20 protein-coding genes are annotated in these 22,076 nt (G+C 67.2%); 9 read left to right on the plus strand and 11 right to left on the minus strand.

Translation table 11 applies throughout. The features are described 5' to 3' along the window. Positions 1-3 precede the first annotated feature (3 nt). The 3 genes from C1M51_RS05435 to rplM form a co-directional block, all read right to left on the minus strand. Positions 4-702, minus strand: a complete 699-nt coding sequence (locus C1M51_RS05435; protein WP_310733949.1) for a DUF6776 family protein — start codon at positions 700-702, stop codon at positions 4-6. Positions 703-871: 169 nt separating this feature from the next. Beyond that, positions 872-1,264: a 30S ribosomal protein S9 gene (gene rpsI, locus C1M51_RS05440; RefSeq protein ID WP_011830732.1), complete on the minus strand. Its 393-nt coding sequence runs from the start codon at positions 1,262-1,264 to the stop codon at positions 872-874. Positions 1,265-1,273: 9 nt separating this feature from the next. Beyond that, the gene (rplM, locus tag C1M51_RS05445; RefSeq protein WP_011830733.1) at positions 1,274-1,702 is read right to left on the minus strand and encodes a 50S ribosomal protein L13; all 429 of its coding nucleotides are present in this window, start codon (positions 1,700-1,702) and stop codon (positions 1,274-1,276) included. A gap of 290 nt (positions 1,703-1,992) precedes the next feature. On the opposite strand from rplM, the gene C1M51_RS05450 reads away from it, so the two are divergent. The 3 genes from C1M51_RS05450 to C1M51_RS05460 all read left to right on the plus strand — a co-directional run bounded on the left by C1M51_RS05450 (position 1,993) and on the right by C1M51_RS05460 (position 4,672). Then, complete coding sequence (locus C1M51_RS05450) at positions 1,993-2,721, plus strand: GNAT family N-acetyltransferase (protein ID WP_129448577.1); 729 nt, start codon at positions 1,993-1,995, stop codon at positions 2,719-2,721. Between the two features lie 127 nt (positions 2,722-2,848). Next, entirely contained in the window at positions 2,849-3,568 is a 720-nt protein-coding gene (locus C1M51_RS05455) for a DUF2726 domain-containing protein (protein WP_011830735.1), read from the plus strand. Positions 3,569-3,655: 87 nt separating this feature from the next. Next, positions 3,656-4,672, plus strand: a complete 1,017-nt coding sequence (locus tag C1M51_RS05460) for a serine/threonine protein kinase (RefSeq protein ID WP_129448578.1) — start codon at positions 3,656-3,658, stop codon at positions 4,670-4,672. 26 nt (positions 4,673-4,698) lie between these two features. Here C1M51_RS05460 and htpG read toward each other — a convergent pair whose 3' ends face one another. Next, positions 4,699-6,576 carry a molecular chaperone HtpG gene (gene htpG / locus C1M51_RS05465; RefSeq protein ID WP_129448579.1) on the minus strand — a complete coding sequence of 626 codons (1,878 nt, stop codon included), beginning with the start codon at positions 6,574-6,576 and terminating at the stop codon, positions 4,699-4,701. A gap of 190 nt (positions 6,577-6,766) precedes the next feature. Here htpG and C1M51_RS05470 point away from each other — a divergent pair, with 190 nt between their 5' ends. From C1M51_RS05470 to C1M51_RS05480, 3 genes are all read left to right on the plus strand, one after another. Continuing rightward, on the plus strand, positions 6,767-8,011 hold the full coding sequence (locus C1M51_RS05470; RefSeq protein WP_129448580.1) for a cation:proton antiporter: 1,245 nt from the start codon (positions 6,767-6,769) through the stop codon (positions 8,009-8,011). Positions 8,012-8,013: 2 nt separating this feature from the next. Then, positions 8,014-9,126: a YbdK family carboxylate-amine ligase gene (locus C1M51_RS05475; protein ID WP_129448581.1), complete on the plus strand. Its 1,113-nt coding sequence runs from the start codon at positions 8,014-8,016 to the stop codon at positions 9,124-9,126. Positions 9,127-9,340: 214 nt separating this feature from the next. Further along, positions 9,341-9,649 (plus strand): MTH1187 family thiamine-binding protein, encoded by a 309-nt coding sequence (locus tag C1M51_RS05480; RefSeq protein WP_011830740.1) that lies wholly within the window; start codon positions 9,341-9,343, stop codon positions 9,647-9,649. A gap of 53 nt (positions 9,650-9,702) precedes the next feature. Here the strand turns inward: C1M51_RS05480 and C1M51_RS05485 are convergent, their stop codons facing one another. Then, the gene (locus C1M51_RS05485) at positions 9,703-10,032 is read right to left on the minus strand and encodes an H-NS family nucleoid-associated regulatory protein (protein ID WP_242499982.1); all 330 of its coding nucleotides are present in this window, start codon (positions 10,030-10,032) and stop codon (positions 9,703-9,705) included. Positions 10,033-10,165: 133 nt separating this feature from the next. Between C1M51_RS05485 and ychF the strand changes: the two genes are divergently transcribed. Both ychF and C1M51_RS05495 read left to right on the plus strand, forming a co-directional pair. Next, positions 10,166-11,260, plus strand: a complete 1,095-nt coding sequence (gene ychF, locus C1M51_RS05490) for a redox-regulated ATPase YchF (RefSeq protein WP_129448582.1) — start codon at positions 10,166-10,168, stop codon at positions 11,258-11,260. Between the two features lie 140 nt (positions 11,261-11,400). Continuing rightward, entirely contained in the window at positions 11,401-14,634 is a 3,234-nt protein-coding gene (locus C1M51_RS05495; protein WP_129448583.1) for a CHASE domain-containing protein, read from the plus strand. A 10-nt stretch (positions 14,635-14,644) separates the two neighbouring features. Here C1M51_RS05495 and C1M51_RS05500 read toward each other — a convergent pair whose 3' ends face one another. The 3 genes from C1M51_RS05500 to C1M51_RS05510 form a co-directional block, all read right to left on the minus strand. Continuing rightward, positions 14,645-16,027: a sensor histidine kinase gene (locus C1M51_RS05500; RefSeq protein ID WP_129448584.1), complete on the minus strand. Its 1,383-nt coding sequence runs from the start codon at positions 16,025-16,027 to the stop codon at positions 14,645-14,647. After that, the gene (locus C1M51_RS05505) at positions 16,027-16,827 is read right to left on the minus strand and encodes a response regulator transcription factor (RefSeq protein WP_310733950.1); all 801 of its coding nucleotides are present in this window, start codon (positions 16,825-16,827) and stop codon (positions 16,027-16,029) included. The genes C1M51_RS05500 and C1M51_RS05505 overlap by 1 nt, the downstream gene beginning before the upstream one ends. Before the next feature lie 83 nt (positions 16,828-16,910). After that, positions 16,911-18,086: an acyl-CoA dehydrogenase gene (locus C1M51_RS05510; RefSeq protein WP_129448585.1), complete on the minus strand. Its 1,176-nt coding sequence runs from the start codon at positions 18,084-18,086 to the stop codon at positions 16,911-16,913. Between the two features lie 244 nt (positions 18,087-18,330). Here C1M51_RS05510 and rpoH point away from each other — a divergent pair, with 244 nt between their 5' ends. Then, positions 18,331-19,275, plus strand: coding sequence for an RNA polymerase sigma factor RpoH (gene rpoH / locus C1M51_RS05515; RefSeq protein ID WP_193373396.1), 945 nt, complete (start codon positions 18,331-18,333; stop codon positions 19,273-19,275). A gap of 70 nt (positions 19,276-19,345) precedes the next feature. On the opposite strand, the gene C1M51_RS05520 is transcribed toward rpoH, so the two are convergent. Genes C1M51_RS05520 through C1M51_RS05530 form a run of 3 tightly spaced genes read right to left on the minus strand, consistent with a single transcriptional unit; the run spans position 19,346 to position 22,067 of the window. After that, positions 19,346-19,939, minus strand: coding sequence for an SCO family protein (locus C1M51_RS05520; RefSeq protein ID WP_129448586.1), 594 nt, complete (start codon positions 19,937-19,939; stop codon positions 19,346-19,348). Beyond that, complete coding sequence (cyoE, locus tag C1M51_RS05525) at positions 19,936-20,871, minus strand: heme o synthase (RefSeq protein ID WP_129448587.1); 936 nt, start codon at positions 20,869-20,871, stop codon at positions 19,936-19,938. The genes C1M51_RS05520 and cyoE overlap by 4 nt, the downstream gene beginning before the upstream one ends. Before the next feature lie 20 nt (positions 20,872-20,891). After that, positions 20,892-22,067 carry a heme A synthase gene (locus C1M51_RS05530; protein ID WP_129448588.1) on the minus strand — a complete coding sequence of 392 codons (1,176 nt, stop codon included), beginning with the start codon at positions 22,065-22,067 and terminating at the stop codon, positions 20,892-20,894. Positions 22,068-22,076: the final 9 nt, after the last annotated feature.

A 22,076-nucleotide genomic window follows, 5' to 3' on the forward strand; every position in this document is an offset into this window, starting at 1 on the left:
ACGCTAGAGGCTCACATCCTGGCTGGCGCGCACACCGCCCTGGGCGTCCAGCACCCGGACCTGCAGGGCGTCCACCACGGCCAGCGCGGGAAAATTGAGCGTGCCGTCCACGCGCTGGTACTGACGGAACTGCAGCACGCGCGGCGCTCCGGATGGCGATTGCGACCACGTCTGGCCTTCGAGCTGACCTTTCAGCGTCAGCTCGTAGCGTCCCTTGAACTCGGCTGGTGACTTGCCCTGCTGCATCACCAGCAACTGGTAGCGCAACTGTCCGTTGCCGACGACTTCGGCCTGCAGCCCGCGCACCACCAGTTCCGATTTCCCGCTGGTCGGCAGCAGGCGCTCAAAGAAGCCGAGATCGCCTTTGAGCGCCAGGTTCTCGGCCTCCAGGGCCTTGATCTGGCTCATGAGCCGCTCCTGAGTCGTGCGCTCCGTCTTGAGCAGGCTCTCCGCGGTGTTGGCGATGCTCTGCGCCTTGTCGCGCTCGCTGCGCAATTGCTCGAGGTCGACCGCATCCGCCTCATTCGACGGCGCCACCATCGGCACCCGATCGAGCCGGTCGAGACCGGCGATGTCCTTGCCGAACTCGAAAGCCCACAGGGCCAGCGCTGCCGAGAATCCAAGGGCCAGCGCCAGAACCGCCCAGCGCAGCGGCCATGGCAGATGACTGCGCACGATCATGCGCGGCGCACTGATCGACAAGCGGCGGCGCAGCAGCTTCCAACGCATGGGGTTCCGGAAAGCCCAAAAGTCCATTCTAGGCAGCCACCCCGTGGCCGCCAGCGCGCAATGTGCAACCGGACGATGAACTTGCAGCACAAATGAAAAAGCCGCCCGAAGGCGGCCTTTTGTCGCGGACTGCGCAGAAAGATCAGCGCTTGCTGAACTGCTTGCGGCGACGCGCGCCGTGCAGACCGACCTTCTTGCGCTCGACCTCGCGCGCATCGCGCGTGACGAAACCGGCACGGCTGAGTTCGGACTTGAGCGCCGCGTCGTAATCGATCAGTGCCCGCGTCACGCCGTGGCGCACAGCGCCGGCCTGACCCGATTCGCCACCACCGTGAACGTTGACCTTGATGTCGAAGGCTTCGACATTGTTGGTCAGGAACAGCGGCTGCTTGACGATCATGATCGAGGTCTGACGGCCGAAATATTGTTCGACCGGCTTGCCGTTGACCGTGATCTGGCCGCTGCCCTTCTTGATGAACACGCGCGCCACCGAAGACTTGCGGCGGCCGGTCCCGTAATTCCAATTGCCAATCATCGCCGCTCCTTAGACTTCCAGAGCCTTGGGGCTCTGGGCGGTGTGCGGGTGCGTGGCACCGGCATAGACCTTCAGCTTCTTGATCATCGCGTAGCCCAGCGGCCCCTTGGGCAGCATGCCCTTTACGGCCTTTTCCAGGGCGCGGCCGGGGTGCTTGGCCTGCATGTCCTTGAACTTGGTCGCGTAGATCCCACCTGGGAAACCCGAGTGACGGTAGTACACCTTGTCGGTGGCCTTGTTGCCCGTGACACGGAGCTTTTCGGCGTTGACGATGACGATGAAGTCGCCGGTATCGACGTGAGGCGTGTAGATGGGCTTGTGTTTGCCACGCAGACGGAGGGCCACTTCGCTGGCAACCCTTCCGAGGACCTTGTCGGTCGCGTCAATCACAAACCACTCGTGCGTCACTTCGGCCGGTTTGGCGCTGAAGGTTTTCATGACTTTGAAACAGAGTGGAAATCCCGGCTCGCATCGCTTTCGCGGTCGGTGCCCCTTGTAAGCCATTCCTCCGGACAAGCCGTCGAACCAGCGTGGGGCCTCTTAGGCGAAACACCGACCACCTTGGGGTGGTCGCTTCTCCCGGAGCCAGAAAGCGGGATAGCCAAATAGTATAAGCCAGATCACTCCGTCGGACGGCGTAGAGGAGCCAAGGTTGGCCGTGGTGGCGTATTCCCCTCCCCCACCACGAGGTCAAGTGAGATCGCCACTAAAATATAAGGGTAAACCCCATGATCACCGATCCCCTTCCCCCTGCTGCCCGCCCGAGCATGTCCGCGGACCTCTCCGCCCAGCCCGGCTCGCGACGCGCGCATCGCAGTGCCTTGCAATGGGTGCCGATCCGCTCGCTCGCCGGACGTCACCGGGAGCGGATCGTCGCCCATCTGGTTGCTCTCCCGCCGCGCGACCGCTATCTGCGCTTCGGCCACGCCGCAAGCGATGAGCAGATCGCGCAGTACGTGGACAGCATCGAGTTCGCGCGCGACGAGGTCTTTGGCATTTTCAACCGCCGGCTGGAATTGGTGGCGATGGCGCATCTCGCGTATGAGCGCGCGCCGCAACTGGACAGCCATCCCGCGATGGTCGAGTTCGGGGTGTCGGTGCTGCCGCAGGCGCGTGGGCGCGGCTATGGAGCCCGCCTGTTCGATCACGCGGTCATGCACGCCCGCAACCGTGGAACGGAGACCCTGTTCATCCATGCGCTGAGCGAAAACACCGCCATGCTGAAGATTGCACGCAACGCTGGTGCCAAGGTGGTGCGCGACGGCAGCGAGTCGGAAGCGTGGCTGAAATTGCCGCCCGACACCCTGGGCAGCCAGGTCGAGGAAATGGTGGAAACCTATGCCGCCGAGGTCAATCACCGCCTGAAACGCCACGCGCTGCAACTGGAGCACTGGTTCGATGCCGTGAACGAGGTCCGGGCCCGGTTCGCCAAGGGACTGGTCGTCGCTTCGGAGTAGCCCGCGGCCGTCGCCGCGGGGCGACAAGCACTCACCTGAGGGGATGCCGCCCGAGCCCGGCGGTGACTAGCATGCCGAACCGTCCGCGCCGTGCCGCGGCGAAATCTGCCACGCCACCGTATTCCTCATGACGCTGCCCCTCTGGCTGTATGCGCTGCTCGCGGGCATGGCCCTGGTCTGCGCATTCGCCGTCGGGCGCTACTCGCTCGCCCGCCGACAACGCCGTTCGCTGCCGAGGCAATGGCTGCTGATGGCGCGGCCGGTCCTCAATTCCGACGAACGCCGCACCATGCGCATGCTGCGCGAGGGACTGCCCCAGTACATCGTGCTGGCGAAACTGCCGCTGGTCCGTCTCTGCCAACCGCGCGACCCGCGGCGGGTGCGCTACTGGTTCGACCTGCTCGGCAGCCTGCACGTGAGCTTCGCCGTCTGCAGCCCCAACGGCCGCGTCATCGCCGTCATCGACCTCGAGCCGGAGCGCGGCGTGTCGCGACGCGCCAGCAAGATCAAGCAATCGGTGCTGGATGCGTGCCGCATCCGCTATCTGTCGTGCAAGGCCGAGAATCTGCCCCCGATGAGCGAACTGCAATTGCTGCTTCGCCCCCAGGGCGCTGCACCGCGCCAGGCGCCACTCGCCGCCGCGCCGCCGAAGAACTTCCAGCAGGCGCGCAGCACCTTGTCCGACACGGTCCGCACGCGCCGTGCCGAGCGCTCGGCCCGCTGGGCGGACTCCGGCTTCCCGCAGGATTCCTTCTTTGCGCCGGACAGCCGACTCGACGGCCCGAGCAGCGAGTTTGCGCCACTGGCCGCCGCAGTGCCCGACTCGCTCTCGGGTTCTCTGCGCTGAACACCCGCAGGCCTCGGAAAAGCACCGCCGCAGATCCGGTCCGCCAGCGTTCCCAGCCGGGGTGCGCCCGCATGCGAGCATCGCGGCATGGACCATGCCGCACCGCCCCAGCCTTTTGCCGATCTGACACCGCACGCGGTGCTCGACGCGATGGCCGATATCGGCCTCTACGGCGATGGTCGGCTGCTGCAACTCAACTCCTACGAGAACCGCGTGTTCCAGGTCGCGCTGGAGGACGGCAACACCGTCGTCGCGAAGTTCTATCGCCCCGCGCGCTGGAGCAACGAGCAAATCCTCGAGGAACACGCCTACGCGCTCGAGCTCGACGCCGCCGAAGTGCCGGTCGTCGCCCCGTTGGTGCTGGATCCCCGGCAAGCGCGCGGTGCAATGCGATGCCTCGGTGCGCCCCCCACGCTGGCAACGCTCGGCAGCATGCGTTTCGCCGTCGCGCCGCGCCGCGCCGGCCGGGCGCCAGAACTCGACGATCCTGAGGTGCTGGAATGGATCGGCCGCTTCATCGGTCGTCTGCATGCCGTCGGGCAACAGCGGCCGTTCCAGCACCGGCGCACGCTTGACATCGATACCTTCGGCCATGCTCCACGGAAGTGGCTGCTCGACTCCGACAAGGTCACCGCCGCCGAGCGTCCGCGCTGGTCAGACGTGTCGGAGCGGGCGCTGACGCTGGTGGCCCAGCATTTCGCCGCGGCCGCCCCGCTGCGTTCGCTGCGCCTCCATGGCGACTTCCACCCCGGCAACCTGCTGTGGACGCCTCAGGGCCCGCATTTCGTCGATCTCGACGACGCGGCGATGGGTCCCGCCGTGCAGGATCTGTGGATGCTGCTGTCGGGCGACCCGGATGTCGCCCGACAGCAACTCGCCGCGCTGCTGGAGGGCTACGAAACCTTCTGCGACTTCGACCGTCGCGAACTCGCGCTGGTCGAGGCGCTGCGCACGCTGCGGATGATCCACCACAGCGCCTGGCTCGCACAGCGTTGGGACGACCCGGCCTTCCCGACCGGGTTCCCGTGGTTCGGCGCGCCGAGCTACTGGTCCCAGCAGATCGAGCACCTGCTGGTGCAGATCGACCTGATGACCGACGCGTAGCGCCGGTCAGCGCAGGTCTGCGCGGCTCAGACCAGCAGCCGGTTCACGCGCTGCACGTAGGCGGCCGGGTCGTCGAGCTGGCCGCCTTCGGCCAGCACGGCCTGGTCGAACAGTACCTGCGCCAGATCGTCGAAGCGCTCGCTGCCGTCGAGGCGCTTCACCAGCGCGTGTTCGGTGTTGACCTCCAGGATCGGCAGGCTCGTCGGTGCGCTCTGGCCGGCCTGCTTCAGCAGGCGCGCAAGGTGCCCGCTGATATCGCCGTCTTCAACCACCAGGCAGGCCGGTGAATCGACCAGCCGTGTCGTCACACGCACGTCCTTGGCGCGCTCCTTCAGCGTGTCCTTCAGCTTCTCCAGCACCGGCTTGAAGGCCTCGGCCGCTGCCTCGGCCTGCTGCTTCTCGCCCTCGTCCTGCAGCTTGCCCAGGTCCACCGCGCCCTTGGCGACGCTCTGCAGCGGCTTGCCCTCGAATTCGAACAGGTGCGAGAGCATCCACTCGTCGACGCGGTCCGTCAGCAGCAGCACCTCGATGCCCTTCTTGCGGAACACCTCGAGCTGCGGACTGTGCCGTGCCGCCGCCGTGGTGTCGGCGGTGATGTAATAGATCGCCTCCTGGCCGTCCTTCATGCGCGCCAGGTAGTCGGCCAGCGACACCCCCTCGTCGGCCTGGGTCGACGCGAAGCGCAACAGCTTGGCGAGGCGCTCCCGGTTCGCGTGGTCCTCGCCCACGCCTTCCTTGAGCACCGCGCCGAACTCGCGCCAGAAGGCGGCGTACTGGTCGCGCCGCGCGGCGTCTTCACTGCCCGCCATCTCTTCCAGCATGCCCAGCACGCGCTTGGTCGAGCCTTCACGGATCGCTTTCACGTCGCGACTTTCCTGCAGCAGCTCGCGCGAGACGTTCAGCGGCAGGTCGCTCGAATCGATCACGCCCTTGACGAAGCGCAGGTAGCTCGGCATCAGCGCCTGTGCGTCGTCCATGATGAAGACGCGCTTCACGTAGAGCTTGATGCCACCCTGGCGGTCGCGGTTCCACAGGTCGTGCGGCGCCTTCGCCGGCAGGTAAAGCAGCTGGATGTACTCGCTGCGGCCCTCGACGCGGTTGTGCGTGTAGGCCAGCGGCGGCGTGCTGTCGTGGCTGAACTGTTCGTAGAAGCTCTTGTATTCCGCGTCGGTGATCTCGCTCTTTGGGCGGGCCCACAGCGCGGCTGCCTTGTTGACGGTCTCCCACGTGTCCTGGGTCACGTACTCGCTCTTCTCCGCGTCCCAGACCTGCTCGCGCATCAGGATCGGCAAGGAAATGTGATCGGAGTAACGACCAATGACGGACTTGAGCTTCCATGCGCTGAGAAATTCGTCCTCGCCGTCGCGCAGATGCAGCGTCACCGAGGTGCCGCGCTCTGCGCGAACGAGATTCTCGACCTCGAAGTCGCCGGTGCCAGCGCTGCTCCAGCGCACCCCCTCTTCGGCCTTCAGCCCGGCGCGGCGCGACTCGACCGTGATGCGGTCTGCGACGATGTAGCCACTGTAGAAGCCCACACCGAACTGTCCAATCAGCTGCGCGTCCTTCGCCTGCTCGCCCGACAGCTTGCCAACGAACTCGCGCGTGCCGCTCTTGGCGATGGTGCCCAGGTTGGCGATCGCCTCGTCGGCACTCATGCCGATGCCGTTGTCGGCGATCGTGATCGTGCGCGCTTCCTTGTCGAAACTCACGCGCACTTCCAGGGTCGAAGCATCCTCGTACAGTGCGGCGTCGTTCAAGGCCTCGAAGCGCAGCTTGTCGCAGGCGTCCGAGGCGTTGGAGATCAACTCGCGGAGAAATATCTCCTTGTTAGAGTACAGGGAGTGGGTCACGAGATGCAGCAGCTGCTGCACCTCGGCTTGGAATGACAAGGTCTGCTTGTTCATGGCGGCCTGAAGATCGTTGACAGGGTGCACGGGCGCGAGCGCCAGACGTGCGCCGAAGATTGTGGGGCCACTTGCCGGTCTTTCAAGACCGCGAGACCCCGGACCCGCGGGCCGCAGCGCGGCCCTGCTGCCCACCGCGGACCGCGCCAGCGAGCCGGACCGCGACAGCCCCGAGGAGAACAACAACGCCATGGAGACATCAGCTCTCGCCCTGTCCACTGCACCGCTGTGGACCCTGGAAGGCCTGCGCGGCGCCGACCCCGTGCTGGGGATCGCGCTATTGATCATCATCGCCGTCGTCACCGGCGAGGCGGTGCGCCGCTGGACGCGGCTACCGCGCACCTGCGGCCACATGCTGGTCGGCGTGATCGCCAGTCCGCTGGCCCTGCGCCTGCTCGAGCGTACCGACCTTGACCCGTGGAAGCCGCTGCTCGATCTGGCGGTCGGCGTGCTCGTGTTCGAGCTCGGGGCCCGCATCCGCCCGCGCTGGCTGTTCGACAACCCCACCCTGGCGCTGCAGTGCATCGCCGAATCTGTGCTCGCGGCGGCCGCCGTGACCGCGGGTCTGGTGATGCTCGGCGCGCCGGCGATGTCGGCCGCGCTGGTCGGCGCGGTGGCCATGGCCACTTCCCCGGTCATCACGATGGCCGCCGTGCACGAGACTCAGCCGCGCGGACAGGTCACCGAGCGGCTGCTGATGATGACCGCACTCAACAGCGTGCTTGCCGTGCTGGCGCTGAAGATCTGGCGCGTGATCGCGACCGCCGATGCGCCGCTGAGCTCCGAGTGGCTGCCGGCGCTGGCCAACGCCGTCTACGTGCTGTGCGGCTCGTTCCTGCTCGGCGCCCTGCTCGGCCTGCTGCTGACGTGGATGTCGCGTCCGATGCGCCGCACGATGGCCAGCGCGGTGCTGCAGATCGGCCTGCTGGTGCTCGGCGCCTTGCTTGCCACGCAGTGGACGCTGTCGCCGCTGCTGGCGCTGTTGGTCGCCGGCGTCGTGGCGCGCGCACGCATGGGCCACGGCCTGACCATCGAGCCGCAGCTCGGCACCGCCGGTGCCGCGCTGACCGTGCTGCTGTTCGTGAGCCTGGGGTTGGTCAGCTCGGTCGAGAGCTTCTGGAGCCTGTGGCCCTGGGTGCTGGCCATCATCGTCGCACGTGCGCTCGGCAAGGGAGTTGCGGTGGCGGCGCTCGCGCGGCCCAGTGGCCTGAGTCTGAAGCAATCGCTGGCACTCACGGTGGCACTGCAACCGATGGCGCAGTCGGCCCTGCTGCTGGGTGCGGCCACCTACGGCTGGCCGGCCGACGCGCCGATCGTCGACGCCGCCGTGCTGCAGGCGCTGGTGATTGCCGTCACGCTGATGCAGCTCAGCGGCCCGGTGTGGTCGGTGCTGGGCCTGCGCCATCTCGCCCGCGAAGTCCCGGAACGGAGCTGACCATGGCCTTGCAAGATTTCACCCCCTCGGAAGCGTTGACCCTCGGCGTCGAGCTCGAACTGCAGTTGCTCAGCACCCACGATTTCGACCTCGCACCGCAGGCCGAGGATCTGCTGCGCGAGACCGCCAAGCACAGCGGCGCGTGGGACATCAAGCCCGAGATCACGCGCAGCATGATCGAGATCGGCAGCTCCATCCAGCGCCGTCACGGCCCGCTGCGGGAGGAGCTGCGCGACATGCGCAACCAGCTGTCGCGCGCGGCGCGCAAGCTCAACATCGCCATCGCCGGGGGCGGCACCCACGCCTACCAGCAGTGGAGCGAGCAGCAGATCTTTCCGGCCGAGCGCTTTCGATACATCAGCGAACTGTACGGCTACCTCGCCAAGCAGTTCACCGTGTTCGGCCAGCACGTGCATGTCGGCTGCCCCGACGGCGACCAGGCGCTGTGGCTGCTGCACGCCCTGTCGCGCTACGTGCCGCACTTCATCGCGCTGTCGGCCTCGTCGCCGTATGTCCAAGGGCAGGACACCGGCTTCGATTCGGCACGGCTCAATTCGGTGTTCGCCTTCCCGCTTTCGGGCCGTGCGCCGTTCGTGCGCAGCTGGGAGGAGTTCGGCGGCTTCTTCGACAAGATGACGGCGACCGGCGTGGTGCAATCGATGAAGGACTTCTACTGGGACATCCGCCCCAAGCCCGAGTTCGGCACCATCGAGCTGCGCGTCTGCGACACGCCGCTGAGCGTCGACAAGGCCGCGGCACTGGCGTGCTACCTGCAATGCATCTGCCGTCAGCTGCGCGAGGAGAAGCCCTTCGAGCCCAGCGAGGACGACTACCTCGTCTACACCTTCAATCGCTTCCAGGCCTGCCGCTTCGGGCTCGATGGCGAGATCGTCGATCCGAAGACCAAGCAGCGCTCACGCCTGCGCGATGACATCCTGCGCACCTTGACGCGCCTGGACGAGCACGCGCTCGACCTGGAGGCGCTCGATGCAACACAGTTGCTGCGCGACTCGCTGTTCGAGGGCAACGATGCGCGCTGGCTGCGAGCGCAGCGCGCGGCGATGCTGCCGCTGCCTGCCGTGGTGGAGGCTGCCGCCCGGCGCTGGGGGGAATGATCGACGGCTGTCACCCCCGCAGAGCGACAGTTGTCGCCTGCGTGGCCGTGACACCCGTCGCACTGATGCAACGCGTGGACGGTCCAGCCGGCGTCTGAAGCGCGCCTGCGCCTCGGAAACGCGGCTTCGAAGACGGGCACAAAGCTTGCCCTGTCGGGTTCACTCGTTGCACGGATCGGAAGACACGCGCACACCACTCACAGGAGACTCACCGATGGTCCTGCTCGAATTCGCCATGGCACCGCTCACCAAGGGCGAGAGCGTCAGCCCCTTCGTCGCCCGCTCGCTCGACATCATCGACAAGAGCGGCGTGCCTTACCAGCTCACACCGATGGGCACGATCCTCGAAGGCGAATGGCATGAGGTGATTGCCGTCGTCAGCGCCTGCTTCGAGGCGATGAGCGCCGACTGCGACCGGGTGGGCACGAACATCAAGATCGACTACCGCGCCGGCCCAGGTGGGCGGCTGCAGTCGAAGCTCGACTCCGTTCAGCAGAAGCTGGGCCGCACGCTGTCGACCTGACAGCGCGCCCGCGATGAGCTGCGGCCCATGCCGGCCGCAGCTCTTGCAAAAGATCAAGCAGCCAGGTCTTCCGGCGTCTTGCCGCCGGCGATCGCATCCAGGAACCACTGCGGGCGCCGCCCGTGGCCCGACCAGCTGTGGCCCGCGTCGTCGCGGTACTTCACTTTGCTGGCGGTCCGTGCCGGCTTCTTCTTTTTCGACCCGGCGCCGCGCGATTTGCGGCCCGACGCGGCGAGCCCGAGATCGGCCGCGCTCAGGCCATAGAACGCAATCGCCTCGCGGATGCGCTCGATCACATCCTTCACTTCGCGCTTCTTGAGAGCTTCCGCCTGACGCTGCAGCGTCGCGATTTCCTTTTGGATCTGGGCCAGTGATTTCGCCATTCCGATGTCCTTCGTGTTTGTATCAATGCCAGTGAGAGCATAAGCCCACGCCGGTAAAATCGCTGGCAGTCGCCCGGCATCGAGGCGCCGCAGCCGCCGGCTGCTTCCACTCTCAACGAAAGCCCCGCCCGCCATGAGCCTCAAATGCGGCATCGTGGGTTTGCCCAATGTCGGCAAATCCACTCTTTTCAATGCGCTCACCAAAGCCGGTATTGCCGCGGAGAACTATCCGTTCTGCACGATCGAGCCCAATGTCGGCGTCGTCGAATTGCCCGATCCGCGGCTGCAGGCGCTGGCCGCCATCGTCGTACCGGAGAAGCTGGTGCCGGCCATCGTCGAGTTCGTCGACATCGCCGGCCTCGTGGCCGGCGCGAGCCAGGGCGAGGGCCTGGGCAACCAGTTTCTCGCCCATATCCGCGAGACCGATGCGATCGTGAACGTGGTGCGCTGCTTCGACGACGAAAACGTGATCCACGTCGCCGGCAAGGTCGACCCGATCGCCGACATCGAGGTAATCCAGACCGAGCTCTGCCTGGCCGATCTCTCCACGGTCGAGAAGACGCTGCAGCGCTCGATCAAGGCCGCAAAGTCCGGCAACGACAAGGACGCCGCCAAGCTGGTCGACGTGCTGCAGAAATGCCAGACGGCGCTGAACGAGGCGCGTCCAGTGCGCAGCATCGCCTTCAGCAAGGAAGAACTGGCGTTCCTCAAACCGCTGTGCCTCATCACGGCCAAGCCGGCGATGTTCGTGGGCAACGTCGACGAAGGCGGCTTCCAGGACAACCCGTATCTCGACAAGCTGCGAGCCTATGCCGAGGGCCAGCGGGCGCCTGTCGTGGCCATCTGCGCCAAGACCGAGGCCGAGCTCGCCGACATGTCCGATGAGGACCGGCTGATGTTCCTGCAAGAGATGGGACAGGAGGAGCCCGGGCTGAACCGGCTGATCCGTGCGGCCTTCAAGCTGCTGGGCCTGCAGACCTACTTCACCGCCGGCGTGAAGGAGGTGCGCGCCTGGACCATCCACATCGGCGACACCGCACCGCAGGCCGCTGGCGTGATCCACACCGATTTCGAGCGTGGGTTCATCCGGGCTCAGACCATCGCCTTCAACGATTTCATCGCGTTCAAGGGCGAGCAGGGCGCCAAGGAGGCCGGCAAGATGCGCGCCGAAGGGAAGGACTACGTCGTCAAGGACGGCGACGTGCTGAACTTCCTGTTCAACGTCTGAGCGTCGGTTCGTGAAGAGACCCTGCGGCGCAAGCGCTGGCGGGGTGTGAAGGCGGCCACGGCACGGCCTGCAGCGTGAGCCGACGAAGGCTGCCACGCCCATCGCCGGTGGTAGGCTCGCAGGCGATCGCCCCCGTCCTCATGGCCGATACGCTCACTCACTCCAGTCCGACAGCCTCCGCCCCCCCCTTCGTCGCCACATCGCTGGTGACCCTGGTGCTGGTCGCGCTGGCCTACGTGCTGACGGGCGCGGCCTCGCTGCAACTCGCGATCCCCCCAGGCTACGCTTCGCCGCTGTTCCCGCCGGCCGGCATCGCACTGGCCGCGGCCTTGGTCTACGGCTGGCGGGTGCTGCCGGCGGTGATGCTCGGGAGCCTGAGCGTGCAGATGCTCGTGTACTTCAACGGCGATCAGCAGCATGTCTTCCGCGATGCGCTCACCGGGCTCGCAATCGCCTGCGGTGCGACGATGCAGACCGCGCTCGGCGCCTGGCTGGTGCGCCGCGGCCTGAGGGAGCCCCTGACGCTGGACGGGCCGGCTTCGATCCTGCGCCTGTTCGGTTTCGGTGCGTTGGCTGCCTGTACCGTCGGGGCGAGCCTGAGCGTCCTGGCGCTGTGGTTGGCCGGCCTGCTGCCGACCGCCCTGCTGTTCGACACCTGGTGGACCTGGTGGGGCGGCGATGCCTTGGGCGTGATGATCGCCACACCCGTGGTGCTGACGTTGATCGGCCGACCGCGGACCGCCTGGCGGCCGCGCCGCAACACCGTGGCCTTGCCGTTGGTGGTTGCCACCTTGCTGCTGGCGCTGGCGATCTGGCAAGTCGCCCGATGGGATGGCCAGCGCGACGCGGCGCGCTTCGAGCGCGATGCGATCAGCGTGAGCCGTACGGTCGAGCTGCGGCTCAATGCCCACCTCGACGCGCTGGATGCAATGCACAGCATCTATGTCGCATCGACGAACGTCGACAGCCGTGAATTCGAGCGGGCCAGCGCCAGCTGGCTGCGCAAGCTGCCGAGCGTGCAGGCGATCGGTTGGCATGAACGCGTTGCGCGGCAGGACCTGCCGGCCTTCGAGGCAAGCCTGCGTTCTCTCGGTCAGCCGGACTATCGCGTGTTCGAGCGCGACAGCGCCCTCAGCGCGAACGACTCCGAACTGATGGTGATGCGCTACATCGAGCCGCGCGCCGGCAACGACACGGCGCTTGGCGTCAACGCGCTGTCGATCCGCGCCGCCCGCGAGGCCATCGCGCGCGCGCGCCTGAGCGATGGCGCCACGGTCACCCCCGGCTTCAGGCTCACACAGGAAACCGCCCAGCAGACCGGCGTCGTCGTCTATCGCGCCGTGTACCGTGGCGACGAGCCATCACGCAGCCTGCAGGGGATGGTCTTCATCACTCTACGCATGGAAGACGCTCTGGCCCGGCTTGCTGTCGGTGCCCCCCGCTACCTTCAGTTCTGTCTGCTGGACAGCGATGCCCCCCCCGAGAGCCGGCTGCTGGCCGGCCCTCCCGACTGCGCGCGCCCTGCCGTCAATCCGCTATGGAGCCACACCGCGGAGATCCCGTTCGCCGGTCGCACCTGGGAGCTTCGGGTGCAGGCACCGAATGGCGTTCCCAATGGGCCCGCCGCCGGGCCGCTATCGGGAGAGAGCGCGACGGCTTGGCTGTTCTCACTAACCGGGCTGCTCGGTACCGGCATGATGGGCGCGCTGCTTCTGCTCGTCACAGGGCGCACTCGGCAGACCGAAACGGCTGTCGCAGAACGTACCGAGCAGTTGGAGCACGAGATCACCGAGCGCCTGGCCACTGAACAGGCGCTGCGCGAGAGCGAGCAGCGCTTCCGCAGCATCTTCAACTCGGTGCCTATCGGCGTGGTCTACACCGACCTTCAGGGCCGCATCAAGCAGCCTAACGCAGCCTACTGCACCATGACCGGCTACAGCGAAGAAGAGCTGTTGAGCCTGTCGCTCGCCAGCCTGACCCACCCCGAGGACCGTGCCGCCGATCTGGCAAGCCAGCAGGATCTGGTGGACGGGCGGCTACCGCTGTATCGGCGGCGCAAACGCTACATCACCAGGAACGGCCCGGTACTGTGGGTCAGCGTGACGGTCAGCCTGCTGCGCGACGAGCACGGCCAGCCGCACCGGCTGGTGGGACTGGTCGAGGACATCAGCGAGCACCTGCGCCTCGAAGAAGCGGAGCATGCGCGCGAATCCGCGGAGACCGCCAACCGCGCGAAGAACGAATTCCTTTCGCGCATGAGCCACGAACTGCGCACGCCGCTCAATGCGATGCTCGGCTTCGCGCAACTGCTCGACCTCGACCGCGGCGAGCCTCTGCACGAGCGCCATCGCATGTGGGTGACGCAGATCCAGCAGGCCGGCTGGCATCTGCTGGAGATGATCAACGACGTGCTGGACCTGTCGCGCATCGAGTCCGGCACACTGAGCCTGCAGGTCGAGTCGTTGTCGCTGGAGCCGCTGATCGCCGCATCGATGGCACTGGTGGAGCCGCAGGCGCGCGGTCGCGGCCTCACGCTTGTCCGCACGATGGCCGAGCACGCCCCGCTGCAGGTCTTGGGCGACGCGACTCGCGTCAAGCAGATCCTCACCAACCTGCTGAGCAACGCCGTCAAGTACAACCGCGAGGCGGGTGAGGTGCGCGTGTCGACCCGGCGCACCGAGGACCGCGACGGCACGCCGATGCTGGAACTCGACGTCTGCGACACCGGCCTGGGCATCGAGCCGCAGCTGCTGACCCAGCTGTTCCAGCCCTTCAACCGGCTGGGGCGCGAGCGCGGCGCGACCGAAGGCACCGGCATCGGCCTGGTGATCGCCAAGCTGCTGGCCGAGCGCCAGGGCGGGTCGCTGAAGGTGCGCAGCGAGCCCGGTGTCGGCTCGACCTTCACACTGCGCCTGCCGCTGGACTCGGAAGCGCGGCCGATGACCGCAAGCCAGGAAGCCGACGAAGAGGCCAACGCAGCCTACAACCGCCGTCACGTGCTCTACATCGAGGACAACGACACCAATGTCGAGGTGATGCGCGGCATCTTCGGCCTGCGCCCGCAGGTCCGGCTGGCGGTCGCGACCACCGGACTGGACGGCTTGGCGGCCGTGCGCACCTCGGCACCCGACCTGATCCTGCTCGACATGCACCTGCCCGACATCGACGGCATGGTGCTGCTCCAGCACCTGAAGTCCGACGAGCAGACCGCCGAAATCCCCGTCATCGCCGTGTCCGCCGACGCGCTGCCGGCCCAGATCTCGGCCGCCCTCGGGGCCGGCGCGATCCGCTACCTCACGAAGCCGGTCGCCATCGACGAGGTGCTCGGCGTCCTGGACGAGCTGCTGTCGCAGCTGACGACCCGCTTCGGCTAGCCACCGCGATTCACCGGCCGGGCGGGAACACGACGCGCACGCGCAGGCCGCAGCCGTCTTCGCCGTCGAGCAGCTCGACCCCCGCGTTGTGCGAGCGAGCGATGTCACGCACGATGGCCAACCCCAGGCCGCTCCCGGCTCCCGTTGAGCCTGGTGCACGGTAGAAGCGCTCGAACACCTTGGCGCGCTCTTCGGCCGCAATGCCGGGGCCGTTGTCCTCCACCTCGAACATCGATCTCGGTGCGCCGTCCTGCTGCCTCAGGACACCGGTGCGTACCGTGATCCGGGCCGGCCGCTGGACGGTGCCGGTCGCGTACTCCAGCGCGTTGTGGATCAGGTTGGCGAGCAGCTCGCCGAGCAGATGGCGGTGCCCACGCACCGGCGCTGCCTCGAGCTGGAATCCAAGATCGGCGCCGCGTTCCAGTGCGCGAGGAACCCAGTCCTGCGCGGCGTCCTGGGCCACCGCCTTCAGGTCGACCGGATCCCCGGGCTCGTTGCTGCTGGCCTCGCTGCGTGCAAGCGCCAGCAGCTGGTCCGCGGCGCGGGCCACGCGCTGCGTCGAACGGTGCACACGCTCGAGCGTTGCATGGACGGCGGGCGGGTGGGCTTCCAGCAACGCCAGCTCGGACTCGGTTCGCAGCGCAGTCAGCGGGGTGCGCAACTGGTGCGCCGCATCGGCGATGAAATGGCGCTGCCGCGTCGCGTCGGCCGCCACGCGCTGCAGCAGCTGGTCGATCGCGTTGAGGAGCGGTTGCACCTCGCTGGGCATGCGCCCGCGACGCAGGGGCCGCAGGTCGTCGAGCGAGCGCTGCGCCAGCTGCTCGTTGACCGACTCCAGCGGCTGCATCGCGTGCCGCACCACCCACCAGATCGCCACCGCGAACACCAATGCGAACACCAGCGCGAGCGTCAGTGTCAGCACCAGCGACTCGTTGCGCGCCTTGTCCCGCTTGACCAGCGTCTCGGCCACGCGGACCTGGCACAGCCGGGTGCCGCACTCGACCGCGTGCACCGCCATCCGTACGGGACGGTCGTCGACCCGCGTGTTGAACATCCGGCGCTCGCCACGAGCGAGCGTGATCGGTGGACTGGCCAGCGGGGCGTCGCCGGCCAGCCGCTGGCCGTCGGCGTCGAGCACGATGTAGTAGGTGGTGTCCGTTGCGCTCGTGCGCAGCGACTGCTCGGTCTGCTGGTTCAGCTCGAACTCCACCTGCCCGTCGATCACGTGCACCAGGTTGCCCAGCGCCAGGGCCCAGTCGCTCAGGCCGACGTCGTAGGCATCGCTGGTGCGCTGCAGCTGACCGCGCAGGTCGAAGAACAGCCGCACCGGCGCGATCAACACCGTGAGGAGCACCACCCACAGCAGGAGGGTGGCCTTCAGGCTGTTGAGCATCACTGCACGGAGGGAGCGGCTCCGGCGACTTCTTCCACGAGGTAGCCGAAGCCGCGCACGGCGCGGATGCGCAGGCCGGCCGGCTCGATCTTCGGCCGCAGGCGCGAAACGTAGACTTCGACCGCGTTTTCCGACAGCGCATCGTCCCAACCACTGATGGCCTGCAGAATCTGCTCCTTGCCGACGACATGTCCGACCCGGCTGAGCAGGTACTCGAGCACGGCCCATTCGCGCGCCGACAGATCGAGCGGCTGTTCGCCGATCCAGGCCCGGTTGGCCTCGAGGTCCATGCGCAACCCGCCCATCGAGAGCACGCTGCCCTGGCGCGCCTGGTGACGGCGCGTCAGCACCTTCACCCGCGCGATCAACTCGGCCAGCGCGAACGGCTTGACGAGGTAGTCGTCAGCGCCCATCTCGAGGCCGTGCACGCGGTCCTCGATCGCGTCGCGCGCGGTCAGCATCAGGACCGGCAGGGTCGAGCCCTGCTCGCGCACACGACGCAGCGTCTCGAAGCCATCGATGCCGATCAGGCCGATGTCGAGGATCAGGAGGTCGTAGGGATCCGTCTTGACCGACGTCGGGACCGGTTCGCCGCGGGGCGTGTGGTCGACCACCCAGCCTTGCGAGCGCAGTGCGCGCGCCGTCGACTCGGCCAGTGCCGGGTCGTCTTCAGCCAGCAGGATGTGCATGGAGGATGGGTCTTGCGCGAGTGCCTTGGAACGGTGAATCATGTTCGAAGTGGAAGCGATGACCATGGTCCGCACTGTAGCGCGCAGGCCTGCCTCCCCGTCGACCCGCATCGTCTCCGCTGCGTTCGGCAGCGTACTGACGGTGGGCTGACGCCAACCTGAGGGGAGATGCACGCCGGCCGCGCGGTCCGGCGTCAGCAGAAAGCCTGGATTCCCGTGATGGCCCGCCCGAGGATCAGGGCATGCACGTCATGCGTGCCCTCGTAGGTGTTGACCACCTCGAGGTTGACCAGATGGCGCGCCACGCCGAACTCGTCGGAGATGCCGTTGCCGCCCATCATGTCGCGCGCCATCCGGGCGATCTCCAGGCTTTTGCCGCAGGAGTTGCGCTTCATGATGCTGGTGATCTCGACCGCCGCCGTGCCTTCGTCCTTCATGCGCCCCAGTCGCAGGCAGCCCTGAAGACCCAGCGTGATCTCGGTCTGCATGTCGGCCAGCTTCTTCTGGATCAGTTGGTTGGCCGCCAGCGGCCGGCCGAACTGCGGGCGGTCGAGCACGTACTGGCGGGCGCGGTGGAAGCAGTCCTCCGCCGCACCCAGCGCTCCCCAGGCGATGCCGTAGCGGGCGCTGTTGAGGCAAGTGAAGGGCCCCTTCAGGCCGCGCACCTCGGGAAAGGCGTTCTCCTCCGGACAGAACACCTCGTCCATGACGATCTCGCCGGTGAGCGAGGCCCGCAGGCCGACCTTGCCATGCACCGCCGGGGCTTCCAGCCCCTTCATGCCCTTGTCCAGGATGAAGCCTCGGATCTGCCCGCCATCATCCTTGGCCCAGACAACGAAGACGTCGGCGATGGGGCTGTTGGTGATCCACATCTTGGCGCCGCTGAGGACGTAGCCACCCTGCACGGCACGCGCGCGGGTGGCCAGGCTGCCGGGGTCGGAACCGTGGTTGGGCTCGGTGAGGCCAAAGCAGCCGATCCATTCGCCGCGGGCGAGCTTGGGCAGGTACTTCTGCTTCTGGGCTTCGGTACCGAAGGTGTAAATGGGCACCATGACAAGCGAGCTCTGCACGCTCATCATTGAGCGGTATCCGGAATCGACACGCTCGACCTCGCGGGCCACCAGGCCGTAGCAGACGTGGTTGAGGCCGGCGCCGCCATAGGCTTCGGGGAGCGTAGCGCCGAGCAGGCCGAGCTCGCCCATCTCGCGGAAGATGGCCGGGTCGGTCTTCTCGTGGCGAAAGGCCTCCAGCACACGAGGCGCCAGGCGGTCCTGGCAGTAAGCCTGCGCGGCGTCGCGCACAGCGCGTTCGTCCTCGCTCAGCTGGCTGTCGAGCAGCAGGGGGTCATCCCAATGGAAGCTGGCGGCCATGGCGGTCTCCGGGTAAGAAACGCAGTCTAGCGAGCTCGCAGCGACCGGGGTGACAGGCCATCGAACCTCGGCCGCAACAGCCTTTGTAAGCACATGCTCACTACCGAAAAGGTTTTGACTTGCCCAATCGAAGCAGCTCGATCCGGGCAGTCCTTGGCCCTTCCGTCTTGGAGTTTTAGCACTCGTTTTACGTGAGTGCTAATATTGACGGAACGAAAGGAGGTTCTGGATGTCTTTCGATGCCATGAACACCACGCTGTCGCTTAACACTTCCGCGGGCTCGCAGGCGCTGACGGTGCGCGACCCGTGGGCGCTGGTCCCGTCGCTCGGCGACCTGAATGCCTATATCGCCGCCGTGAACCGCCTGCCGATGCTGACGCTCGAGGAAGAGCAGTCGCTCGGCCAGCGGCTGCGTGACGAACACGACCTCGAGGCTGCCGGCCGTCTGGTGCTGTCGCACTTGCGTCTGGTCGTGTCGGTATCGCGCCAGTACCTGGGCTACGGGCTTCCTCACGGCGACCTGATCCAGGAAGGCAATGTCGGCCTGATGAAGGCCGTCAAGCGCTTCGACCCCAGCCAAGGCGTGCGACTGGTCAGCTATGCGCTGCACTGGATCAAGGCCGAGATCCACGAGTACGTGCTGCGCAACTGGCGCATGGTCAAGCTGGCGACCACGAAGGCGCAGCGCAAACTGTTCTTCAACCTGCGCTCGATGAAGCAGGGTTTCAAGGGCGATGCCACCGACAGCGACCTGCACCGCAGCACGCTGACCGATGCCGAGATCGACATCGTGGCCAGTGAACTCAAGGTCAAGCGCGAGGAAGTCATCGAGATGGAGACGCGCCTGTCGGGAGGCGATGTCGCGCTCGATCCGCAGACCGACGACGGTGACGAGAGCTACGCGCCGATCGCCTATCTGGCCGACGACCGCCACGAACCGACGCGTGTGCTCGACGCCCAGCGCCGTGACGCGCTGGCCGGCGACGGCATCGGCGAGGCGCTGGATGTGCTGGACGCGCGCAGCCGACGCATCGTCGAGGAACGCTGGCTCAAGGTCAACGACAACGGCTCGGGCGGCATGACGCTGCACGAACTGGCCGCCGAGTACGGCGTCAGCGCCGAGCGGATCCGTCAGATCGAGGTAGCCGCGATGAAGAAGATGCGCAAGGCGCTGGCCGCCTACGCCTGAGTCTCCGACGTGCCTTGCAGCGACGACAAAGCGGCCCGCGGGCCGCTTTGTTCATGGGGCAGGCGATTCTTCAGGCCAGCAACTGCTTCAGATCGGCCACCCAGGCCTCGATCGGCTGTCCGTAGCGCACGAACAGACGGAGCCGCCCTTGCGGATCGTAGACGTAAGCGCCTGCCGTGTGGTCCATCGTGTAGCTGTCCGCCGCCTTGCCCGGGACCTTGCGGAAGAAGGCCTTGAAGGACTTCGCGACCGCCTGGGTCTGCTCGGGCGTGCTGCGCAGCGCGACGAAGCTCGGGTCGAAGCTGCTCATATAGGCCTTCAGGATCTCCGGCGTGTCGCGCTCCGGATCGACAGTGATGAAGACTGCCTGCAGCTTGTCGCCGTCCGCACCGAGCTGCTTCTTCACGGCGGCCAGTTCGGCCATCGTGGTGGGGCAGACATCGGGGCACTGTGTGTACCCGAAGAACACCACGGTCGCCTTGCCCTTGAAATCGGCCAGCGTGCGCGGGCGCCCATCGACGTCGCTCAGAGCGAAGTCGCGTGCGTAGTCGGCGCCGGTGATGTCGATGCCCTTGAAGGGCTCGGCGGGCTTGGCCGCCGGGTCGCAGGCGGCCAGCAGCCCGAGCGCGGCACAGACGGTGAGAACGGCGAGCCTGCGCATCATGGCGTACCCCGCAGCAGCGGGCCCAGGTAGTGGTCGAGCAACAAGGCCGCGAACAGCAGCGACAGGTGCCAGATCGAGAAACGGAAGGTGCGTCGCGCCAGCGCTTCGCTGTAGTGGCGCCACAGCCGGAAGGCATGGCCGCAGAAGCCCACGCCCAACGCGCAGGCCGCGACCAGGTAGATCCAGCCGCTCATGCCGTAGACGAAGGGCAGCAGGGTCGCGGCAAACAGCACGAAGGTGTAGAGCAGGATCTGCAGGCGCGTGAAGTCGTTGCCGTGCGTCACCGGCAGCATCGGCAGACCGGCCCGCGCGTAGTCTTCGGCGCGGTAGAGCGCCAGCGCCCAGAAATGCGGCGGCGTCCACAGGAAGATGATCAGGCAGAGGATCCACGGTTCGGCGCCGAGTTCTCCGCGCATCGCGGCCCAGCCCAGCACCGGCGGCATGGCGCCCGAGGCGCCCCCGATCACGATGTTCTGCGGCGTCGCCGGCTTCAGCAGCACGGTGTAGATCACTGCATAGCCGACAAAGGTGGCGAAGGTGAGCCACATCGTCAGAGCATTGACCCAGACCCACAGCACGGCCATGCCGGCCGCACACAGCAGCACGGCGAAGCTGAGGGTCTGCGTGTTGCTCAGTTCGCCCTTCGCCGTCGGGCGCCAGGCCGTGCGCTTCATCTTCGAATCGATGGTCTGCTCGACCAGGCAGTTGAAGGCTGCGGCGGCGCTGGCCACCAGCCAGATACCGATCGAGGCCGCCAGGGTCACGCCCCAAGCAGGCAGCGACGGCCAGCCGGGCACGGCCAGCAGCATGCCGATGGCTGCGCAGAACACGATGAGCTGCACCACGCGCGGCTTGGTCAGCGCGCTGAACTGGCGCCAGCGCGACAGCCAGGTGTGCAGCGCGGCGGGTGGGGTGGCGAGGGTCTCGGACATGTCTGCGGCAAGAAGCAATTCTAGGAAGCGCGGCGCGCCACGAGCGGCGCGGTAGCCCGGGACGACGCGGCAACCGGGCGCGCCGATGTGGTACGCAACAGCAGCGCCGTCAACAGCAGTACCAGCGCGGCCGCGCCGCCAGTGTGGGCCACGGCCGCCAGCAGCGGCCAGTCGAGCACGACATTGCTGACGCCGGTGACGACCTGCCACGCTGCCACGCCGACCAGCCCTGTGGCGTAGCGGCGCAGCGCCGGTTCTCGCACCAGCCGCCACACCAGCCAGACCAAGCCACCGAGCAGCAGCAGCGCACCCAGGCGATGCGTCATGTGGATCGCCGTCAGCGCCGCGAACGGCAGCCACGCGCCGTCCTTGCCCACGCCCAGCGGGCGCAGCACGGCGAAGCCGTGCTCGAAGTCCATCGTCGGCCACCAGCGCCCCTGGCAGGTGGGGAAATCGCTGCAGGCCAGCACCGCATAGTTGGTGCTGACCCAGGCGCCGAGCGCGATCTGCAACACGGCCAGCAATGACACGATGACCAAGCTGCGGCGCAACGCGGAGCTCACCCCCACGACCCGGTCGGCGGCCGGACGCCAGGCCTGTGCCGCCAGCAGCGCCAACAACGCGAGTCCGCCGAGCAGGTGCGCCGTGACGATGGCCGGGTAGAGCTTCAAGGTCACCGTGAAGGCTCCGAAGGCGCCCTGCACACAGACCCACAGCAGTGTGACGGTGGCCCACCAAGGAGAGACCCGCGTCGGCGCTTCGGAACTCCCCCGGCCGTCGCGGCGCCACTGCTGCCAGCTCAGCAGCGTCATCACGGTGATCAGGACACCGACCGCCGTCGCAAGGTAGCGGTGCACCATCTCGACCCAGGCCTTCCCGTGCGTGACCGGGCCGGTCGGCAGCGCACTCTGCGCGGCCTGGATCTCGTCGCGGGCGCCCAGCGGGCTGGCACTGCCGTAGCAGCCTGGCCAGTCAGGGCAGCCGAGTCCGGAATCGGTGAGTCGCGTGAAGGCGCCGAACAGCACCAGGTCGAAGGTGAGAAAGAGCGTCAGCAGGGTCAACGCCCGCAACCGGCCGCGGCCGTCGCCAGAGCGCGTGCGCGCCCACACCCAGGCCAGCGGGCCGAGCGCGATCACGCAGCCCAGCAGCGCCATGCGCGCGAGCGGCTCGAGGTTGACGAGAGCAGCCGAGTCCATCTGCCGCCT

Origin of the sequence: Methylibium sp. Pch-M (assembly GCF_004136295.1) — a bacterium.
Classification (GTDB): domain Bacteria; phylum Pseudomonadota; class Gammaproteobacteria; order Burkholderiales; family Burkholderiaceae_C; genus Methylibium; species Methylibium petroleiphilum.

Excerpts from the sequence above, each read along its gene's own strand:
- rpsI (WP_011830732.1), bottom strand. The coding sequence starts at position 1,264 with ATGATTGGCAATTGGAATTACGGGACCGGCCGCCGCAAGTCTTCGGTG.
- rplM (WP_011830733.1), bottom strand. The coding sequence starts at position 1,702 with ATGAAAACCTTCAGCGCCAAACCGGCCGAAGTGACGCACGAGTGGTTT.
- C1M51_RS05450 (WP_129448577.1), top strand. The coding sequence starts at position 1,993 with ATGATCACCGATCCCCTTCCCCCTGCTGCCCGCCCGAGCATGTCCGCG.
- C1M51_RS05455 (WP_011830735.1), top strand. The coding sequence starts at position 2,849 with ATGACGCTGCCCCTCTGGCTGTATGCGCTGCTCGCGGGCATGGCCCTG.
- C1M51_RS05460 (WP_129448578.1), top strand. The coding sequence starts at position 3,656 with ATGGACCATGCCGCACCGCCCCAGCCTTTTGCCGATCTGACACCGCAC.
- htpG (WP_129448579.1), bottom strand. The coding sequence starts at position 6,576 with ATGAACAAGCAGACCTTGTCATTCCAAGCCGAGGTGCAGCAGCTGCTG.
- C1M51_RS05470 (WP_129448580.1), top strand. The coding sequence starts at position 6,767 with ATGGAGACATCAGCTCTCGCCCTGTCCACTGCACCGCTGTGGACCCTG.
- C1M51_RS05475 (WP_129448581.1), top strand. The coding sequence starts at position 8,014 with ATGGCCTTGCAAGATTTCACCCCCTCGGAAGCGTTGACCCTCGGCGTC.
- C1M51_RS05480 (WP_011830740.1), top strand. The coding sequence starts at position 9,341 with ATGGTCCTGCTCGAATTCGCCATGGCACCGCTCACCAAGGGCGAGAGC.
- C1M51_RS05485 (WP_242499982.1), bottom strand. The coding sequence starts at position 10,032 with ATGGCGAAATCACTGGCCCAGATCCAAAAGGAAATCGCGACGCTGCAG.
- ychF (WP_129448582.1), top strand. The coding sequence starts at position 10,166 with ATGAGCCTCAAATGCGGCATCGTGGGTTTGCCCAATGTCGGCAAATCC.
- C1M51_RS05495 (WP_129448583.1), top strand. The coding sequence starts at position 11,401 with ATGGCCGATACGCTCACTCACTCCAGTCCGACAGCCTCCGCCCCCCCC.
- C1M51_RS05500 (WP_129448584.1), bottom strand. The coding sequence starts at position 16,027 with ATGCTCAACAGCCTGAAGGCCACCCTCCTGCTGTGGGTGGTGCTCCTC.
- C1M51_RS05505 (WP_310733950.1), bottom strand. The coding sequence starts at position 16,827 with ATGCGGGTCGACGGGGAGGCAGGCCTGCGCGCTACAGTGCGGACCATG.
- C1M51_RS05510 (WP_129448585.1), bottom strand. The coding sequence starts at position 18,086 with ATGGCCGCCAGCTTCCATTGGGATGACCCCCTGCTGCTCGACAGCCAG.
- rpoH (WP_193373396.1), top strand. The coding sequence starts at position 18,331 with ATGAACACCACGCTGTCGCTTAACACTTCCGCGGGCTCGCAGGCGCTG.
- C1M51_RS05520 (WP_129448586.1), bottom strand. The coding sequence starts at position 19,939 with ATGATGCGCAGGCTCGCCGTTCTCACCGTCTGTGCCGCGCTCGGGCTG.
- cyoE (WP_129448587.1), bottom strand. The coding sequence starts at position 20,871 with ATGTCCGAGACCCTCGCCACCCCACCCGCCGCGCTGCACACCTGGCTG.
- C1M51_RS05530 (WP_129448588.1), bottom strand. The coding sequence starts at position 22,067 with ATGGACTCGGCTGCTCTCGTCAACCTCGAGCCGCTCGCGCGCATGGCG.